Origin of the sequence: Paraburkholderia sp. BL6665CI2N2, assembly GCF_004366535.1 — a bacterium.
Classification (GTDB): Bacteria; Pseudomonadota; Gammaproteobacteria; order Burkholderiales; family Burkholderiaceae; genus Paraburkholderia.
In genome coordinates, this window is the sequence record NZ_SORC01000001.1 from 8,142,559 (window position 1) to 8,157,935 (window position 15,377).

A 15,377-nucleotide genomic window follows, 5' to 3' on the forward strand; every position below is an offset into this window, starting at 1 on the left:
ATTGGTGTCCATGTTGAGCGCTACGCCGTAAAGCCTCGCGTTGACGCGCTCTCACCGTGACGAATCAAGGGGGACACCATGGCCAACCCGGCAAGGACGATCGCAGTGCAAGCACTTGTCGACGAACTGCGCGCGGGTTGCGAACGGCCATTCGGCGACGCGCACGCAATGCCACCCGGCGTCTATACGTCGCCCGAATTCCTCGCACTGGAAGAGCGCGCTATATTCGAGCGGGAATGGCAATGCATCGGCCGCGCCAGTGCGCTCAAGGTGCCCGGTGATTACATGACGGCGCGGATCGGCGCGCAACCTGTCGTCGTATTGCGCGACGAACAGATGCAACTCAAAGCGATGTCGAACGTGTGCCTGCATCGCATGTCTGTGCTGCTCGAAGGACGCGGCAACGTGCGTCGCATCGTCTGCCCGTATCACGCGTGGAACTATTCACTGGACGGCGCGCTGCAAGGCGCGCCGCTCATGGATCGGCAGGAAAGCTTCTGCAAGGAAAGCTACCGGCTGCCCAGCGTGCGTTGCGAAGAATGGCAAGGCTGGATCTACGTGACGCTCGACGAACACGCGCCACCCGTTCATGCCCAACTCGACGAACTGAGCGAACTCATCGGCGCATACGGGATGTCGGACTACGTCGAGACCTTCCATGAAGAACACGTGTGGAACACGAACTGGAAGATCCTCGCGGAAAACTTCATGGAAAGCTATCACCTGCCCATGTTGCATCGCGCGACGGTAGGACCGCATTCGCGGCTCGAGGAAATGGAATGCCCGCCGGGCTATCCCGCCTTCAACTATCACTGGATCACGAAGGAAGCGTCCTTGCCCATCGGCAACGCGCATCCGGATAACACGCGCCTCACCGGACATTGGCGCAAGACCACGGCGCTGCTCGCGATCTACCCGACGCATCTCGTCACGCTCACGCCGGGTTACTTCTGGTATCTCGTGCTGCAACCGCAAGGCGTGGAGCACGTGCATATCCGCTTCGGCGGCGGGCTTGCACCGGAGTTCATCGCCGATCCCGAGGCCAATGCGCATATGACGACGCTGAAGAAGCTGCTCGACGAAGTGAACGCGGAAGACAAACGCGGCGTGGAAGCCGTGTTTCGCGGCGTGCATGCGCCCCTCGCGAAGCCCGGTCACCTGAGCCCGCTTGAGCGTCCCAACTATGACTTCGCGCGCTATATCGCCGGCAAAACAAGCGCGGCGCAGGCCGGCACGCATTGATTACGACGCACCATCGACAGGACGCGATCACGATGTCAAACCCTTCCTTCATTTCGTTCTCGGGCGTGAGCAAATCGTACGACGGCGCCCAATACGTCGTCGACGACTTGAACCTCGACGTGCGCAAGGGAGAATTCCTGTCGCTGCTCGGCCCGTCCGGCTCCGGCAAGACGACGACGCTCATGATGCTCGCGGGATTCGAATCGCCCACGCACGGCGAGATTCGCCTCGACGGCCGTCGGCTCGACGACAAGCCGCCGCATCAGCGCGACATCGGCATGGTGTTTCAGAACTACGCGCTCTTTCCCCATCTGACGATTGCGGAGAACGTCGCGTTTCCGCTCTCCGTGCGCAGCGTGAGCCGCGCCGAGCAGAAAACGCGTGTGCAGCGCGCGCTCGAAATGATTGAGCTGCCGCATCTGGCGAACCGGCGTCCCGCGCAACTCTCCGGCGGACAGCAGCAGCGCGTGGCGCTCGCGCGCGCGCTCGTGTTCGAGCCGAGCGTCGTGCTGATGGACGAGCCGCTCGGCGCACTCGACAAACGCCTGCGCGAAACCATGCAATACGAAATCATGCGCCTGCATCGCGAGTTGTCTCTCACGATCGTCTACGTGACCCACGATCAGGCCGAAGCGCTGACCATGTCGGACCGCGTTGCCGTGTTTTCCGATGGCCGCATTCAGCAGGCCGCCACGCCGAGCGAACTCTACGAAAACGCGCAGAACGCCTTCGTCGCGAACTTCGTCGGCGAGAACAATGGTCTGACTGGGCGCGTCGTCAGTGTGGGCGAGGACTGGGCGACGCTCGCGCTCTCGGACGGCAGCGTCATTCGCGGCCGCAGCGAACCCGGCCTGCGCGCGGGCGACGAAGCGATGCTCGCGCTGCGCCCCGAGCGCGCGCATATTCCCAGCGCTGAAGGCGTAGAGGTCGACGAACACAGCAACGTGGTGCGCGCACAGGTCCAGGAACTGGTGTATTGCGGCGATCATCACCGCGTGCACCTCGCGCTCGGTTCGCGCGATTCCTTTGTCGTGAAAGTACCCAATACGCAGCGCCATGCGCTGCCTTCGCCCGGCAGCGAGATCGAAATCGCATGGCGCCACGACGACTGCAAGATTCTCGCGATGAGCGTGCCGCGCAGCGCGCCCGTGATCCCCGCATCCACCCCGCTCTCACCCTCCATCATCACGACCGCACCTGCAGGAGCCAACTAAAATGCGCACTCTCATCAAAACACAAAACGTCGCACTCGCAGTACTCGCCGCAGCCGCTTTGACCACCATGACCACCCAGGCAGCGGAAACGCTTTCCGTCGTGACCTTCGGCGGTGCATACGAAGCGGCGGCAAAGAAGGCCTATTTCGAACCGTTCACCCAGGCCACCGGCATCGGCTTCTCGACCGAATCGTATGACGGCGGCCTCGCGAAGCTCTCCGCGATGGAGCAGGCGAAGAACACCACGTGGGATCTGATCGACCTTGAAACGAACGACGCGATCACCGCCTGCGACGAAGGCCTCCTGCAGAAGTTCGACAAGAAGATGATCGGCAAGACGAGCGACTTCATTCCCGGCACGATCAGCGACTGCGCGGTCGCGAGCATGGTCTGGTCCACGGTCTACGCGTACGACGCGAGCAAGCTCAAGACCGCGCCGACCACCGTCAACGACTTCTTCGATCTGCAGAAATTCCCGGGCAAGCGCGGCCTGCGCAAATCGCCGAAGGTCACGATGGAATGGGCGTTGATTGCCGACGGCGTCGATCCGAAGGATGTCTACAAAGTACTCGGGACACCTGCCGGCGTGGATCGCGCGTTCAAGAAACTCGACACGATCAAGCCGAACATCGTGTGGTGGGAGTCAGGCGCTCAGGCGCCGCAGTTGCTCGCCGACGGCGCCGTCGTGATGACGCAAGCCTATAACGGCCGCATATCCGACGCCGCGAAGAAGGACAACAAGCCGTTCAAGACCGTGTGGGACGCGCAGGTCTACGACTTCGACTGGTGGGCCGTGCCGACGGGCGCGAAGCACGCCGACGCCGCCGCGAAGTTCATCGCTTCCGCTTCGCAGCCGAAAGCGTACGCGGACTTGTCGAAGTACATCGCCTACGCGCCGCCGCGCAAGGACGCGATCGCGCTGATCGACAAGCAACGTCTCGCCGATCTGCCGACCGCGCCCGAGAACTTCAGGCGCGCCTTGCAGATCAACGCGAACTTCTGGGCCGACAACGCGGACCAGATCAACAAGCGCTTCCAGGTGTGGCTGACGCAGTAACACAACCGTCCGACGAGAGCCCGACTTGACTACTCACATGCCCGCTTCGGCCCGCGCCACGGCCCCGGGCTCTCCGACGAGAGCCGACGGCCGCGCGTCGTTTCAAAAGGCGCGCCGCCGTGCTTCGGTGCAAGCGCTGTTGCTCGCGCTGCCGCTGATCGTGTTTCTGCTGTCGACGTTCATTGCGCCGATCGCGCTGCTCCTTGCGCGCAGCGTACAGAACCATGAAGTGCCCGACAGCATGCCCACGCTCACGCGTGCGCTGGATGCATGGGACGGGCGCGGCGTGCCGGACGAGCGCATGTTCACCCTGCTCGCCGCGGGGCTCAGGGAGGCGCAGCAAAGCGGGCAGCTCGGCACGGTCGCGCGGCGGCTGAACTTCGATCAGGCCGAGTTCCGCAGCCTGTTGATGCGTACTGCGCGCCAGTTGCCCGCCGACGCGCCGCCCGCATGGAAACCGGCCCTCATCGAACTCGACCCACGCTGGAATTCGCCGGAGATCTGGCGCTTGCTGAAGCGCGCCGCCACTTCGCCGACGCCCGACTATCTGCTCGCGGCCGTCGATGCGCATGTGACACCACAAGGCGCGGTCGCCTTCGTGCCGGATAACGCTTCGGTCTATCGGCAGGCATTCGTGCGCACGATCTCGATCAGCGCCACGGTCACGCTGCTGTGCCTCCTGCTCGGCTATCCGGTCGCATGGCTGCTCGCGAATCTGCCCGCGAAAAGCAGCAACCGCCTGATGCTCTTCGTAATCGTACCGTTCTGGACCTCGCTGCTCGTGCGCACGACGGCGTGGTACGTTTTGCTGCAGCCGGGCGGCGTCATCAACAGCCTGCTGATGGGTCTCGGTCTCACCACCCATCCACTGCCGCTCATCTTCAACCGCGCGGGCGTGCTCATCGGCATGACGCATGTGCTCCTGCCGTACATGATTCTCGCGATCTATTCGGTGATGAAGAGTGTATCGCCCGTGTACGTACGCGCCGCACAATCGCTCGGCGCGCACCCGTTCACCGCGTTCGTGCGGATCTACATTCCGCAGACGCTGCCTGGGGTGGGAGCGGGCTGCTTCCTCGTGTTCGTGCTCGCGCTCGGCTACTACATCACGCCCGCGCTGCTCGGCGGCGCCGGCGACGAGATGATCAGCCAGCTCATCGCCATACAGACCAACACGCAACTCAACTGGGGCCTCGCCGGTGCGCTCTCGGCGTATCTCGTGATTTTCACGGCGATTTTCTATTTCCTGTTCAACCGGATCGTCGGCATCGACCGCTTGCGCTTCGGTTAAACACGCTGACACGACGAGAGATCGACATGCAAGAACAACGCAACAAGGTGCTGACGGAACGCGTCGCCGCGCGCTGGGTGCGGCTGCATACAGCGCTTGTGCTGTTCTTCCTGATTGCGCCGATTCTCGCGATCATTCCGCTCTCGTTCAATTCGGGCTCGTACTTCTCCTACCCGTTGCAGGGCTTTTCGCTGCGCTGGTATGAGCAGGCGCTCACGAGCGCGGACTGGCAGCGATCGCTGCTGAACAGCATCGGCATAGGCGCGGCATCCACGCTGATCGCCACGTGTCTCGGCACGCTGGCCGCGCTGGGCATTTCACGCACGCAGTTTCCGCTGCGCTCGCTGATCATGCCGATCCTCATCTCGCCCATGATCGTGCCGATTGTCGTTGTGGCCGCGGGTTTCTATCTGATCTTCGCGCCGCTCGGCCTCGTCAACTCGTATCCCGGCGTGGTGCTGGCGCATGCGGCGCTCGGCACGCCGTTCGTGGTGATCACCGTGACGGCGTCGCTGCTTTCATTCGATCAGAGTCTGTTGCGCGCCGCGTCCGGACTCGGGGCGACGCCCTGGATCACGTTCAGGCGCGTGACCTTACCGCTCATCACGCCGGCGGTCGCGACCGGCAGCGTCTTCGCTTTCGCGACCTCGTTCGACGAAGTCATCGTTATTCTGTTCATTGGCGGCCCGGATCAAAAAACCGTACCGCGGCAGATGTGGAGTGGGATTCGCGACTCGATCGATCCGTCGATCCTCGCCGTGGCGACGATGCTGATCGTGTTCGCCGTGCTGCTATTCGCGAGCATCAATTGGCTGCATGGGAGCCGGGACGGGATTAAGGAATGACGAAGCTGCTTGCGATATCTATCGTCGGCGCAAGCCGCTCGCCCTCCTCGCTTCGGGATGCGCCGCGAAATCAATGGTAAGTCGTCGTCGACGATTGCAGCTTCGTCAGTACACCGCCTTTGAATCTGAACCAGCCTTGCGAGCTTTGCATCACGACTTCATCGCCTTGCCAGAACACGCGCCTGACCGTCATGCGCTTACCCGAGCGCTGCACGAGCGGCGGACGACGGCGAAGGTCGTACAGCACCGGACCGGAATCGGTCTGCACCAGCGTGCGCGTGACGGTGTCGCTTGCATTACCGACCTCATCGAAATGCGTGAGTGTGTCGGCGCTGAAGCGATCGAAAACTTCCTTGTCGAGCATCCCCACGAAATCGCGCTCGGCGCGAGCGAATTCCAGTGCGCCCGAAGGCGTGGCGAGCGGGCCGGGCGCGTTGCTCTGCGCATGAACGGAGGTCACGAAAGAGATGGCTGCGAGTGAAGCGAGGAATAGTCGTCTCATGTTTCTTTTGGATTCAGTGGCGGTTTCGACGGCGGAGTGCGACTTGCAATCTGACCTTGGGCACAGGGTCGTCAATTTTGACCGACACGTTGAAGGTCTGCAACTGAATGATCATCTGCGCTCGCCATGGCACTGTCGCGGACCTATGCAGGCGCGTCGCACCTGTCACCCATCCTGGCCCGTTCCTTTCCGATAAAGACTGGGTGAGTTTCCAGTCCACTTCCTGAACGACCGGCGAAAGCTCGCCGCGTCCGAAAATCCAATGCGCTCGGCGACCTGATCGATAGGAAGCCGCGTGTTCTCGAGAAATTCAATGGCGAGCGACCGGCGCACATCGTTCAACAAGGTTTGATACGAGTAGTTATCGTCGGCGAGCCGTCTATGCAAGGTTCGCAGTGACATGCCGAGTTGGGCAGCCATCTTCTCCGCGGATGGGAACACGCCCGGTGCGTTCAGGCACGCCATGCGGATTTGCCGCGGAAGTTCGGGAATGCCATCGCGTTCTTCGAGAATGCGATCACACAGTTGCTGGCAGATTTGCGCGGTAATCGGATTCGCATTCGGACACGGACGGTCCAGTACATGCACGTCGAAATGCCACTCCATCGTATCCGCGCCGAATTCCACGGGACAGTCGAACATCCTTTCGTAATTCCGCCAATGCGGCGGCGCCGGATATGCCATGACCATGCGCTTCGACGGAAAAGGCGCTTCCAGCACGCGGCTGAATAACACCGTCATCGAGCTGCGCCAGAATTCGGCGACAAACGGCAACATGTCGCCAAGCGATGCGAGTCCGTGGCTGCTCAGAATGCCGGTGTCCCCTTTGGTGGAATAGCTGATCTGCAGAACCGCGCCGGCCATCCTGACATTTTCGACGCTGAATTTCAGCGCGTCTCCAAAGGTTGTACTGCTGACCATGGCGTAGCCATATATGCCGAAGTCACTGATCCTCTGACGTGCGCCGGCGAGCAATCCAACATCGGCTCGTGTCGCAAGCCGTTGAGCGTTTCGATAAATGGCGAGGCGCTGACGATGCGAAATTCTCGCCTGCGAATCCTCCAACTGGTTCGCATGGACGCCCGTGTTCGCGAACAGTTTGTTGACGGAAACGCCCTCCGCGGCCAGTTCGGCGGCGAGCGCGGCCAAGCCCAGAAGACTCTGCGTGGGCGCGTCGAGATCCGGATGCAATGGCGTGATGATTTTGGGTGGTCGCACGATATGCCTCATTCCAGTTGCGGACATGCTCGCACATTTTCTCCATCTTCGTCGGCGCGTTTGGCACAGTTTGACACGGCAATTGGCAGGGTTGGACGTTGCCGCTCAATGAGCTCGCTGAGATAGTAACCATCAACGGCGCATGCCGAAAAACAGATGGAGACAAGCTATGAAGCCCTCAGTTGACCCCGCGCGGACACTAGTGACAACCCTGATCAATGCGCATCCTGAGACCGTGGATGGCGCAATCGGTCCCATCAATGCGGCGACGCAACACGCTCCGCTGATAAGCACCGCCGCGGCATCGGTTTAATACACCGATAACGGACCCGTCAGCCGGCACTCCCACACACAGGCCATATTGCAATCACCTTGCAGAGAGAACCATGACCACAGTAAAGATTGAAATGGATGGCGCCGTCGGAATCGTTTCATTGGCCAAGCCACCGCACAACCTGATCGACGACGCGATGATTGCGGATCTGCTCGCCGCGTATCGCAACGTGGTCGCTGAAGGCGCGCGCGCGATCGTGCTCAAAAGCGACATGCGGCACTTCTCCGCCGGTGCGGAAATGAGTTCATTTACCGACGGCAAGACAGTGATCCAGCACAACGCCGATCAATTCCTCGAGTTCCTGGACGTGCTGGAGAACGCGCCGGTCCCGACACTCGCCGCCGTTCACGGCGCGGCGCTCGGCGGCGGCCTCGAACTGGCGTTGACATGCGACATGATCGTCGCCGCGGACACGGCCTACTTTGGCCAGGTCGAGAACATCGTCGGTCTGATTCCCCTGCTCGGCGGCACGCAACGACTTGTACAAAGAGCGGGCATTGTGCGGGCCAAGGAAATCGCACTGATCGGACGGCGGCACGCAGCGGAAGCATTCGAGCGCTGGGGCATCATCAATCACGTCGTGCCCGAAGCGGAACTCCAGAGCGCCGCCATGTCGTTCGCCCGGCAACTGGCGGCAGGTCCGACCAAAGTGCTCTACGGCATCAAGCAGCAGGCCAATCTCGCCGCCAACGGCGGCGTGCGCAGCGCAGACCTCGAACAGATCCGCCTCAACAACATGATCTGGCAGACAGGCGATCGCGAACGAGGTTTCGCTTCGTTCTTTTCGACCGGGCCCGCCACCGCCGAATTCAAGGGAGATTGATCATGTCAGCACCGCTCGAAGGTATTCGTGTGATCGATTTCACACGCGTGCTGGCCGGACCGCATTGCACCAAAACGCTCCTCGATCTCGGCGCCACCGTGACCAAGATCGAACCGCCCTCCGGCGACATCGGCCGCGTGAGCATGCCGCATATCGGCGACATGTCGCTGTATTACGTGCAACAGAACGCCGGCAAGCGCAACGTGAGCCTCGACCTCAACTTCCCGGAGGCACGCTCGATCATGGTCGACATGTGCCGGGACGCGGACATCATCGTCGAAAATTTTCGCCCCGGTACGTTGGACCGGTTCGGGCTCGGCTATGAGCAGGTGCGCGCTTTCAATCCGTCCGTGATCTACGCTTCTTTGAGCGGCTATGGACAATCGACCTCATGGCGCAACCGCCCCGCGTTCGCGCCGACCGTGCAAGCCGAGTCGGGACTGACCGACATCGTCCAGCACCATTTCGGCTCTGCGCTCACCGAAGTTCGTAACGACGCATGCAGCCACGCCGACATGTACACCGGTCTTCACGGCGTAATCGGTATTCTGGCCGCGCTTCAGCATCGCGCGCGAACCGGCGAGGGACAACACGTGGACGTCTCGATGGCGGCGACCATGCTATCCGTGAACGAACGCGTGGGCGCCCAACTGTCGGAAATCGATACGGATGGCGAACCAATTATTCTCTCCGCGCCCGATTCGCACATCTTCGATTTACCCGATGGACGTCGACTCACCATCGCGGGCAGCCCGATCTACACGCCGATGTTTTCGCGTTACTGCGCGATGATGCGCCGCAACGATCTGCTGAGCGATCCCCGCTTCGGCACGGCGCTGTTGCGCCGGCAAAACATTGCTGAATTGCTGGCCGAAGTACGCGCGTGGCTTCTCACGTTCAATGACCTAGATCAGCTCCAGACGCAGGTCAGCGAAGCGGGATTGGCCATTGGCGTGGTCCGCAGCGTCAACGAGTTCGCCGATTCCGAGTGGGTGCAGGAATGGGGTGCGCTAGTCGATGTCGATGACAGATCCGGCGGCACGACACGCATGCCAGGCGCGCCCTGGCATTTCAGCCAGTCCGAGTTGCCGCAGCCGGGCAGCCCTGCTTTCCAGGGCGAGCATAACGCCGAGGTGCTCTCGGAACGCAAACTTAGCGCAGCGTTCATTCGGGATTTGCAGGAGCGCGGAATTCTTCTCAGCAGGCACAGCCCCACGCGCCCGTTCGACTGAACGTCGCTGCTATTACGCGAGCCGCTCGCGCCTTAACCGGATGAATCGGGACGAACATGCAACACACTCTGAATCAGACGCATGACCCCGCTGCGCGCAGTTGGGTCGAATCCGCCAATGCACCGGCGTGTGACTTTCCAATCCAGAATCTGCCGTTTTCGGTTTTCCGCAGAAAGCATTCCGATGAGGCGTTCCGAGGCGCGGTCGCAATCGGCGATCAGGTCATCGATATCGGTGCCTGGGCGGCTCGTGCCGGTCTGAATGGAATCGCGGGCGAGGCTGCGCGGGCGTGCGCGCAGCCCGTGCTCAACGAGTTCTTCTCACTGGGTCCGTCCGCGTGGCGCGCTGTACGGCACGCGCTATTCGCGGCGCTTCACGAGCGAGCCCCTTCGGACGATCGCGCGGCCGTCGAGGCGTGTCTGGTCCCGCAATCGGAAGTGGAATACGGCCTGCCTGCGCAGATCGGCGATTACACGGATTTCTACACCTCGATTCATCACGCGACCAACATCAGCAAGCTACTCGGCCTGAGCGGTGTAGGCGCCAATTTCAAATCGATACCCACTGCCTACCACGGCCGGGTTTCGAGCATCGGGCTCAGCGGTCAGCGCTTCCGGCGCCCAGCGGGCCAAATCATGCTTCCGCACAAAGATACGCCGATTTTCTCGCCGTCGCGCAAGCTGGATTACGAACTCGAACTCGGCATCTACATTGGACAAGGCAATGCGGCCGGCGAGCCGATCGGCCTGGATCAGGCCGACAGTCATGTATTCGGGCTATGTCTGCTCAACGACTGGTCCGCTCGCGATATTCAGGCCTGGGAGATGCAGCCATTAGGACCCTTTCTGGCGAAGAATTTCGCCACCACGATCTCGCCGTGGATCGTGACCATGGAGGCACTGGCGCCGTTCAGACTTCCCCTGCCGCGTCCGGACACGGATGGAAAGCCGCTGCCATATCTGGATTCCGACAGCAATAGCATGGCGGGCGCCATCGATATCCAACTGGAAGTCTGCATGGAGACTTCTCGCCATAAAGCCGCGAATCTTCCTGCCGCGCGACTCTCACTCACGAGTTTCAGGCATCAGTACTGGAGCATCGCACAGATGGTCGCGCATCACACCGGGGGTGGCTGCAATCTGCGTGCTGGAGACCTGCTTGGCAGCGGCACCATTTCAGGTCCCGAGAAATCAGAAGCGGGCGCGCTGATGGAACTTGCACGCAACGCAAGCGAGCCGGTCACGCTGAATACAGGCGAAAAGCGCAGCTACGTGGAGGATGGCGACGACATTATCCTGCGCGGCTACTGTGAGAAAGCAGGCTTTGCGCGAATCGGATTTGGAGAGAGCCGCGGCGAGGTTTTGCCGGCACAACTCTAGCGACCTCACCTCTTCAAATGTCTGTCATGAACACCATAACGGAGGAGACCCGACATGCAATCGATGGAATCAATCAACGCGGAGTTCGAGAGGCAAAACGTGACGAAAGTCAGATCATCCGGCTTATCGCTCGTCGAGAAGACGCGAGCGCTCGCAAAGTTCCGGAACCGCTTCGTGTGGTCATTGCTTTACGCCTCACTGGGAATCTATTTCGGCCTGTTGATCGCGGTGCTGGAGTTTCCCGGCGCGATGTCCCTATCCGTCTATGGCGAACTCAACCTCGGACTGCTCGCGGTGGTCGTTCAGTTTGCGCTCACGATCGCTACCTTCTGGGGCTACTGCGCATGGGCCGAGCGAGTCTACGACCCGAAAGCGGCCGAACTGCTTAAAAGCGCGTTTGCACAATCGAACGGTGATCGACATGAATAATCTGATCAGTCATGGCGGGCTCCGAATCATCGCCTTCGTGGGATTTATCGGACTCAGCCTCATTCTGACCGGATGGAGCGCTCGCCGATCACGCGGAACCGCCGGATTTTTCGTGGCCGGACGCAATCTGTCGCCGTTTCAGAACGGCCTCGCGCTGGCGGGAGACTTCATGTCCGCCGGTTCGTTTCTCGGTGTGACGGGACTCGTTTCCCTGTTCGGATTCGACGGCATCGTGTATCAGGTCGGCTTTATCGCCGGATGGATCATGATCATGCTGATTGTCGCCGAGCCGGTCAGAAACTGCGGCAAATACACGCTCTCCGATGTGGTCGCACTGCGTTTGCGCAGCCGCGGCGTTCGAGCGGCCACATCGGTTTCTTCGCTGATCATTTCGTTAGCCTATCTACTCGCACAACTCGTCGGCGGCGGCGCACTCGCTAGTCTGCTACTGCCGATCGGCACCAACGCCGCGATCGTGCTGATCGGCGTACTCATGATCGCGTATGTGCTGTTCGGCGGAATGGTGGCTGCGACTTATGTGCAGATCGTCAAGGCTGTTCTCGTCTGGACGGCCGGCGCGGTACTTGTGCTGCTCGCTCTCGCCCACTTTTCGTTCGACGTGGGCGCGCTATTCAGTAAGGCACGCCTTTCTTCGCTGCATCCGGCGCAGTACTTTGTGCCGGGCGGCTACTTCAAGGATCCGTTGGATACGCTGTCGCTCACGCTCGCTCTGGCGTTGGGCACAGCAGGACTGCCGCACGTCATGACCCGGTTTTACACGGTACCGTCCGCCGTCGCGGCAAGAAAGTCCGCGAAAATCGGCCTGATTGTGATGACGTCTTTTGCGGTAATGATGATCGTGCTCGGATTTTCCGCCACCGCAATCGTGGGGCCGGCGGCGATTCTCGCGACACATAGTTCGGGAAACAGCGCCATCACCCTGCTCGCCACGGCACTCGGCGGCGGCGCGGGTTCTGCCGGCGGTGAACTGCTGCTCGCCTGCGTTTCGGCAATCGCCTTCGCGACGATTCTTGCGGTCGTCTCCGGCATTATGATTTCCTCGGCCTCGACCATCTCTCACGACATCTTCGGCCAACTCTTCTCGGCGTCTCGCGACAAGGAGCGCCGGCAGGTCGTGATCGCGAAGATCGCCACGATTGTCTTCGGCATCGCCGCGATGGGACTCGCACTGCTCGTCAAGACGTTCAATGTCGCATTTCTTGTCGGTCTCGCGTTCGCCATTGCTGCCAGCGCAAACTTGCCCGTGATTCTTTTCTCGATGTACTGGCGGCGTTTCACGGATCGAGGCGCAGTGGCCGCCGTGCTCGCCGGCACCCTTTCCTCGATTGGGCTCGTGCTGCTGGGGCCGGCCGTTATCGGAGCGAAAGGCATTATTTTCAAGGATTCCACCCCGCCTTTCTGGCTCTCGAATCCCGGCCTGTTCAGCATTCCGGTGGGCTTTATCGCGGGCTGGATCGGATCAGTCACGACACGCAAGAACGCCGCCGACGCCTCCTTCGATGCCCAGCAACTTCGCATGCTAAGCGGCCTTGGAGCCGAAGCCGCGTCGGAACACTGAGGCGAGAGAGCGCCCTACTTATCTGTCCAACAAGGAGACAACAGTGATTAACTTACGTATTGCCGCTTCACGAATTGCATTGCCAATGGCCGCCATTGCTGCGATCAGTTTGAACGTGTTCTGCGCGCCCGCGATGGCGGCGACAGTCGAGGTATCGGAAACAAAGACGATTATCGATCACGTGACCGTCTCTTCCAGCAAACCCTACGCTTCCGTCAAACAGGATCTGGAGAGCCGTCTCGGCCGACTCGACGATCATATCCGCACGCTGCTGAAGCAGGACAAGGTCGACGAATTGCGTGTCGCCCTTCAGAAAGCCGCCGGCAACGACGGTCTTGTGATTCACTACATCGGGCTGCATGGAGATTGGCTCGTGCTGAAAGGACAACGTAGGAACGGCACCGAGTATTTCACCGGCAATGTTCTCACCGCGACAGAAATGACCAGCGTCAATATGGCGGCGGGACTGTATGCGCCGTTGCGTATCATGGTCTACGAAAACGCACAGGGTGGCACGACGATCGAATACGATAAGCCGTCGACCCAACTCAGCCAGTTCCACAGCGCCCAGATCGACGTGCAAGGCCGCTCGCTCGACGACAGGCTGGCGAAATTATGTGCTTCGGTATTGCAGTAGATCCTCCGGTATCTGACGGCGAGTGTCCTGACGAAGCGGATATTCGCCATAAAAATAGACGCTCCCAGACAGATCGTTCCTGCCTCCCGTTCGGATGGACAGCCAACCGCTGGCAATTTCCGTTTTGAGCAAACCACGCAGCCGGCCAGTCCGCCCTTGCAATCGATGCCGCGATATCGGGCCCAGGCGTCGCGCTGTCCAGCGAACGCTCCTGGAAGGGGATCTCGCGGCGGGATAAATAATGAGTCGACGGCGGCTGTCCATAAAATTAAAATATTGGCGCACGAAACCAGCCGCCGAAGATCGCTGTCTTGCCTTGTTGAATCCGTCATACCAACATTGCAAACGCCTCGCGCAACTCAATTGAATCGTCCCCACGGCATCGCAAGTCACACCGGAAATCCAATCCATGAACGCACCCTATTCGAATCGCCAATGGTTCTATGTAAAACGTCCCACGAGTCGCGTTGGATCGGAACACTACGAGCTTCGTGAAAGCGAAATCTCGGGACCGTTGGCGGAGAACGAAGTCATCGTCCGCGCGCGGTATATCAGCGTGGACCCGTACATTCGCATCCAGCAGCACGAGCGCAACACGTATGACGTGCCTCATCCTCTCGGCATCGTGCAACGCTCCGGCGCAGTGGGAGAAGTGGTCGAGTCAGCCAGCCCACTGTTCGCCAAAGGCGACTGGGTGTCGACCTATTCGGGTTGGCAGTTATATGCGCGGTGCCATCACAGCGAACTGACCAGACTCGATCCGGCAAGCGCGCCAGTTTCCACGGCGCTTGGTGTGCTCGGCATGCCGGGGCGTATCGCCTGGTTTGGCCTCATGGAAGCCGGCCGGCCGCGCCCTGGTGATACCCTGGTTGTGTCCGGTGCGGCCGGGGCCGTCGGCTCGCTGGTTGCACAGTTCGGCAAAAAGGCGGGCTGCAAGGTCGTGGGCATTGCAGGCGGTCCAGACAAGTGCCGATTCCTGCTCGACGAACTGAAACTGGATCGCGCGGTCGATTACCGGGAACACAAAACGCACGAAGGGTTGACGAGCGCGCTGATCGAGGCCACAGGAGGGGTGGACGTTTATTTCGACAACGTCGGCGGCCCGATCACGGATGCCGTGATTCCGCTTATCAAGCGCCGGGCTCGCATTGTGATTTGCGGAGCGATCAGTCAATACGACGGTGGTTTGGACACGCCGGACGTGGGCCCACGATTTCTCCAGCACATGCTCTTTCAACGCGCCACCATCCAGGGCGTGCTGGCGAGAGACTATACCAATCGTATGGACGAAATGGTCGCGCAAGTGGCGCCGTGGGTTAAGAGCGGCGAGATCGTATTCAAGGAGACTTTCGTCGATGGATTCGAACAACTGCCTGCTGCGTTGAATAGCCTGTTCGAAGGCGGTAATGTCGGCAAGTTGCTCGTTAGGGTTTGAGCGAATTCGTTTCGCCCGCAAAAGAAGCAAGGCACGCATCGATCATCCGATCCGCGCAGTAATGCGACGCCAGCGCGGACGTCTCGCCGACAGCGACGACGCGCTCGCCCTACACCGCGAGTGCGCAATCTTCGATCACACGTCGCTGCGAATCGACAGT

The 15,377-nt window shown here is 60.7% G+C and carries 14 protein-coding genes; 12 read left to right on the top strand and 2 right to left on the bottom strand.

The annotated features are described in order from the left end of the window. Positions 1 to 78 precede the first annotated feature (78 nt). The 5 genes from B0G81_RS36565 to B0G81_RS36585 are packed head-to-tail and all read left to right on the top strand — an operon-like array spanning position 79 to position 5,649. A complete protein-coding gene (locus tag B0G81_RS36565) occupies positions 79 to 1,242 on the top strand; it encodes an SRPBCC family protein (RefSeq protein ID WP_134142463.1) in 1,164 nt (387 codons plus the stop codon). A gap of 32 nt (positions 1,243 to 1,274) precedes the next feature. Beyond that, a complete protein-coding gene (locus B0G81_RS36570) occupies positions 1,275 to 2,456 on the top strand; it encodes an ABC transporter ATP-binding protein (protein ID WP_134142467.1) in 1,182 nt (393 codons plus the stop codon). Between the two features lies 1 nt (position 2,457). Then, positions 2,458 to 3,513: an ABC transporter substrate-binding protein gene (locus tag B0G81_RS36575; RefSeq protein ID WP_134142473.1), complete on the top strand. Its 1,056-nt coding sequence runs from the start codon at positions 2,458 to 2,460 to the stop codon at positions 3,511 to 3,513. A 37-nt stretch (positions 3,514 to 3,550) separates the two neighbouring features. Further along, positions 3,551 to 4,804, top strand: a complete 1,254-nt coding sequence (locus B0G81_RS36580) for an ABC transporter permease (protein ID WP_134143316.1) — start codon at positions 3,551 to 3,553, stop codon at positions 4,802 to 4,804. A gap of 26 nt (positions 4,805 to 4,830) precedes the next feature. Continuing rightward, entirely contained in the window at positions 4,831 to 5,649 is an 819-nt protein-coding gene (locus B0G81_RS36585; RefSeq protein WP_116117232.1) for an ABC transporter permease, read from the top strand. Between the two features lie 70 nt (positions 5,650 to 5,719). Here B0G81_RS36585 and B0G81_RS36590 read toward each other — a convergent pair whose 3' ends face one another. Together B0G81_RS36590 and B0G81_RS36595 are read right to left on the bottom strand one after the other, a co-directional pair. After that, positions 5,720 to 6,151 (bottom strand): hypothetical protein, encoded by a 432-nt coding sequence (locus B0G81_RS36590; protein WP_134142477.1) that lies wholly within the window; start codon positions 6,149 to 6,151, stop codon positions 5,720 to 5,722. Between the two features lie 165 nt (positions 6,152 to 6,316). Further along, positions 6,317 to 7,369, bottom strand: a complete 1,053-nt coding sequence (locus B0G81_RS36595; protein WP_106285592.1) for an AraC family transcriptional regulator — start codon at positions 7,367 to 7,369, stop codon at positions 6,317 to 6,319. A gap of 386 nt (positions 7,370 to 7,755) precedes the next feature. Between B0G81_RS36595 and B0G81_RS36600 the strand changes: the two genes are divergently transcribed. The 7 genes from B0G81_RS36600 (at position 7,756) to B0G81_RS36630 (ending at position 15,217) form a co-directional block, all read left to right on the top strand. Beyond that, the gene (locus tag B0G81_RS36600; RefSeq protein WP_134142481.1) at positions 7,756 to 8,526 is read left to right on the top strand and encodes an enoyl-CoA hydratase/isomerase family protein; all 771 of its coding nucleotides are present in this window, start codon (positions 7,756 to 7,758) and stop codon (positions 8,524 to 8,526) included. A gap of 2 nt (positions 8,527 to 8,528) precedes the next feature. Next, the gene (locus B0G81_RS36605; protein ID WP_134142483.1) at positions 8,529 to 9,758 is read left to right on the top strand and encodes a CoA transferase; all 1,230 of its coding nucleotides are present in this window, start codon (positions 8,529 to 8,531) and stop codon (positions 9,756 to 9,758) included. Between the two features lie 56 nt (positions 9,759 to 9,814). Beyond that, positions 9,815 to 11,137: a fumarylacetoacetase gene (fahA, locus tag B0G81_RS36610; protein ID WP_134142485.1), complete on the top strand. Its 1,323-nt coding sequence runs from the start codon at positions 9,815 to 9,817 to the stop codon at positions 11,135 to 11,137. A gap of 54 nt (positions 11,138 to 11,191) precedes the next feature. Continuing rightward, positions 11,192 to 11,566, top strand: a complete 375-nt coding sequence (locus B0G81_RS36615; protein WP_134142487.1) for a DUF485 domain-containing protein — start codon at positions 11,192 to 11,194, stop codon at positions 11,564 to 11,566. Beyond that, positions 11,559 to 13,145 (top strand): cation acetate symporter, encoded by a 1,587-nt coding sequence (locus tag B0G81_RS36620; RefSeq protein ID WP_134142489.1) that lies wholly within the window; start codon positions 11,559 to 11,561, stop codon positions 13,143 to 13,145. The genes B0G81_RS36615 and B0G81_RS36620 overlap by 8 nt, the downstream gene beginning before the upstream one ends. Then, positions 13,117 to 13,782: a DUF302 domain-containing protein gene (locus B0G81_RS36625; RefSeq protein WP_243856715.1), complete on the top strand. Its 666-nt coding sequence runs from the start codon at positions 13,117 to 13,119 to the stop codon at positions 13,780 to 13,782. Before B0G81_RS36620 ends, B0G81_RS36625 begins: the two co-directional genes overlap by 29 nt. A 409-nt stretch (positions 13,783 to 14,191) precedes the next feature. Then, complete coding sequence (locus tag B0G81_RS36630; RefSeq protein ID WP_134142492.1) at positions 14,192 to 15,217, top strand: NADP-dependent oxidoreductase; 1,026 nt, start codon at positions 14,192 to 14,194, stop codon at positions 15,215 to 15,217. Positions 15,218 to 15,377 lie beyond the last annotated feature (160 nt).

Excerpts from the sequence above, each read along its gene's own strand:
- B0G81_RS36605 (WP_134142483.1), top strand. The coding sequence starts at position 8,529 with ATGTCAGCACCGCTCGAAGGTATTCGTGTGATCGATTTCACACGCGTG.
- B0G81_RS36600 (WP_134142481.1), top strand. The coding sequence starts at position 7,756 with ATGACCACAGTAAAGATTGAAATGGATGGCGCCGTCGGAATCGTTTCA.
- B0G81_RS36585 (WP_116117232.1), top strand. The coding sequence starts at position 4,831 with ATGCAAGAACAACGCAACAAGGTGCTGACGGAACGCGTCGCCGCGCGC.
- B0G81_RS36630 (WP_134142492.1), top strand. The coding sequence starts at position 14,192 with ATGAACGCACCCTATTCGAATCGCCAATGGTTCTATGTAAAACGTCCC.
- B0G81_RS36575 (WP_134142473.1), top strand. The coding sequence starts at position 2,458 with ATGCGCACTCTCATCAAAACACAAAACGTCGCACTCGCAGTACTCGCC.
- B0G81_RS36615 (WP_134142487.1), top strand. The coding sequence starts at position 11,192 with ATGCAATCGATGGAATCAATCAACGCGGAGTTCGAGAGGCAAAACGTG.
- B0G81_RS36590 (WP_134142477.1), bottom strand. The coding sequence starts at position 6,151 with ATGAGACGACTATTCCTCGCTTCACTCGCAGCCATCTCTTTCGTGACC.
- B0G81_RS36620 (WP_134142489.1), top strand. The coding sequence starts at position 11,559 with ATGAATAATCTGATCAGTCATGGCGGGCTCCGAATCATCGCCTTCGTG.
- B0G81_RS36580 (WP_134143316.1), top strand. The coding sequence starts at position 3,551 with ATGCCCGCTTCGGCCCGCGCCACGGCCCCGGGCTCTCCGACGAGAGCC.
- fahA (WP_134142485.1), top strand. The coding sequence starts at position 9,815 with ATGCAACACACTCTGAATCAGACGCATGACCCCGCTGCGCGCAGTTGG.
- B0G81_RS36565 (WP_134142463.1), top strand. The coding sequence starts at position 79 with ATGGCCAACCCGGCAAGGACGATCGCAGTGCAAGCACTTGTCGACGAA.
- B0G81_RS36570 (WP_134142467.1), top strand. The coding sequence starts at position 1,275 with ATGTCAAACCCTTCCTTCATTTCGTTCTCGGGCGTGAGCAAATCGTAC.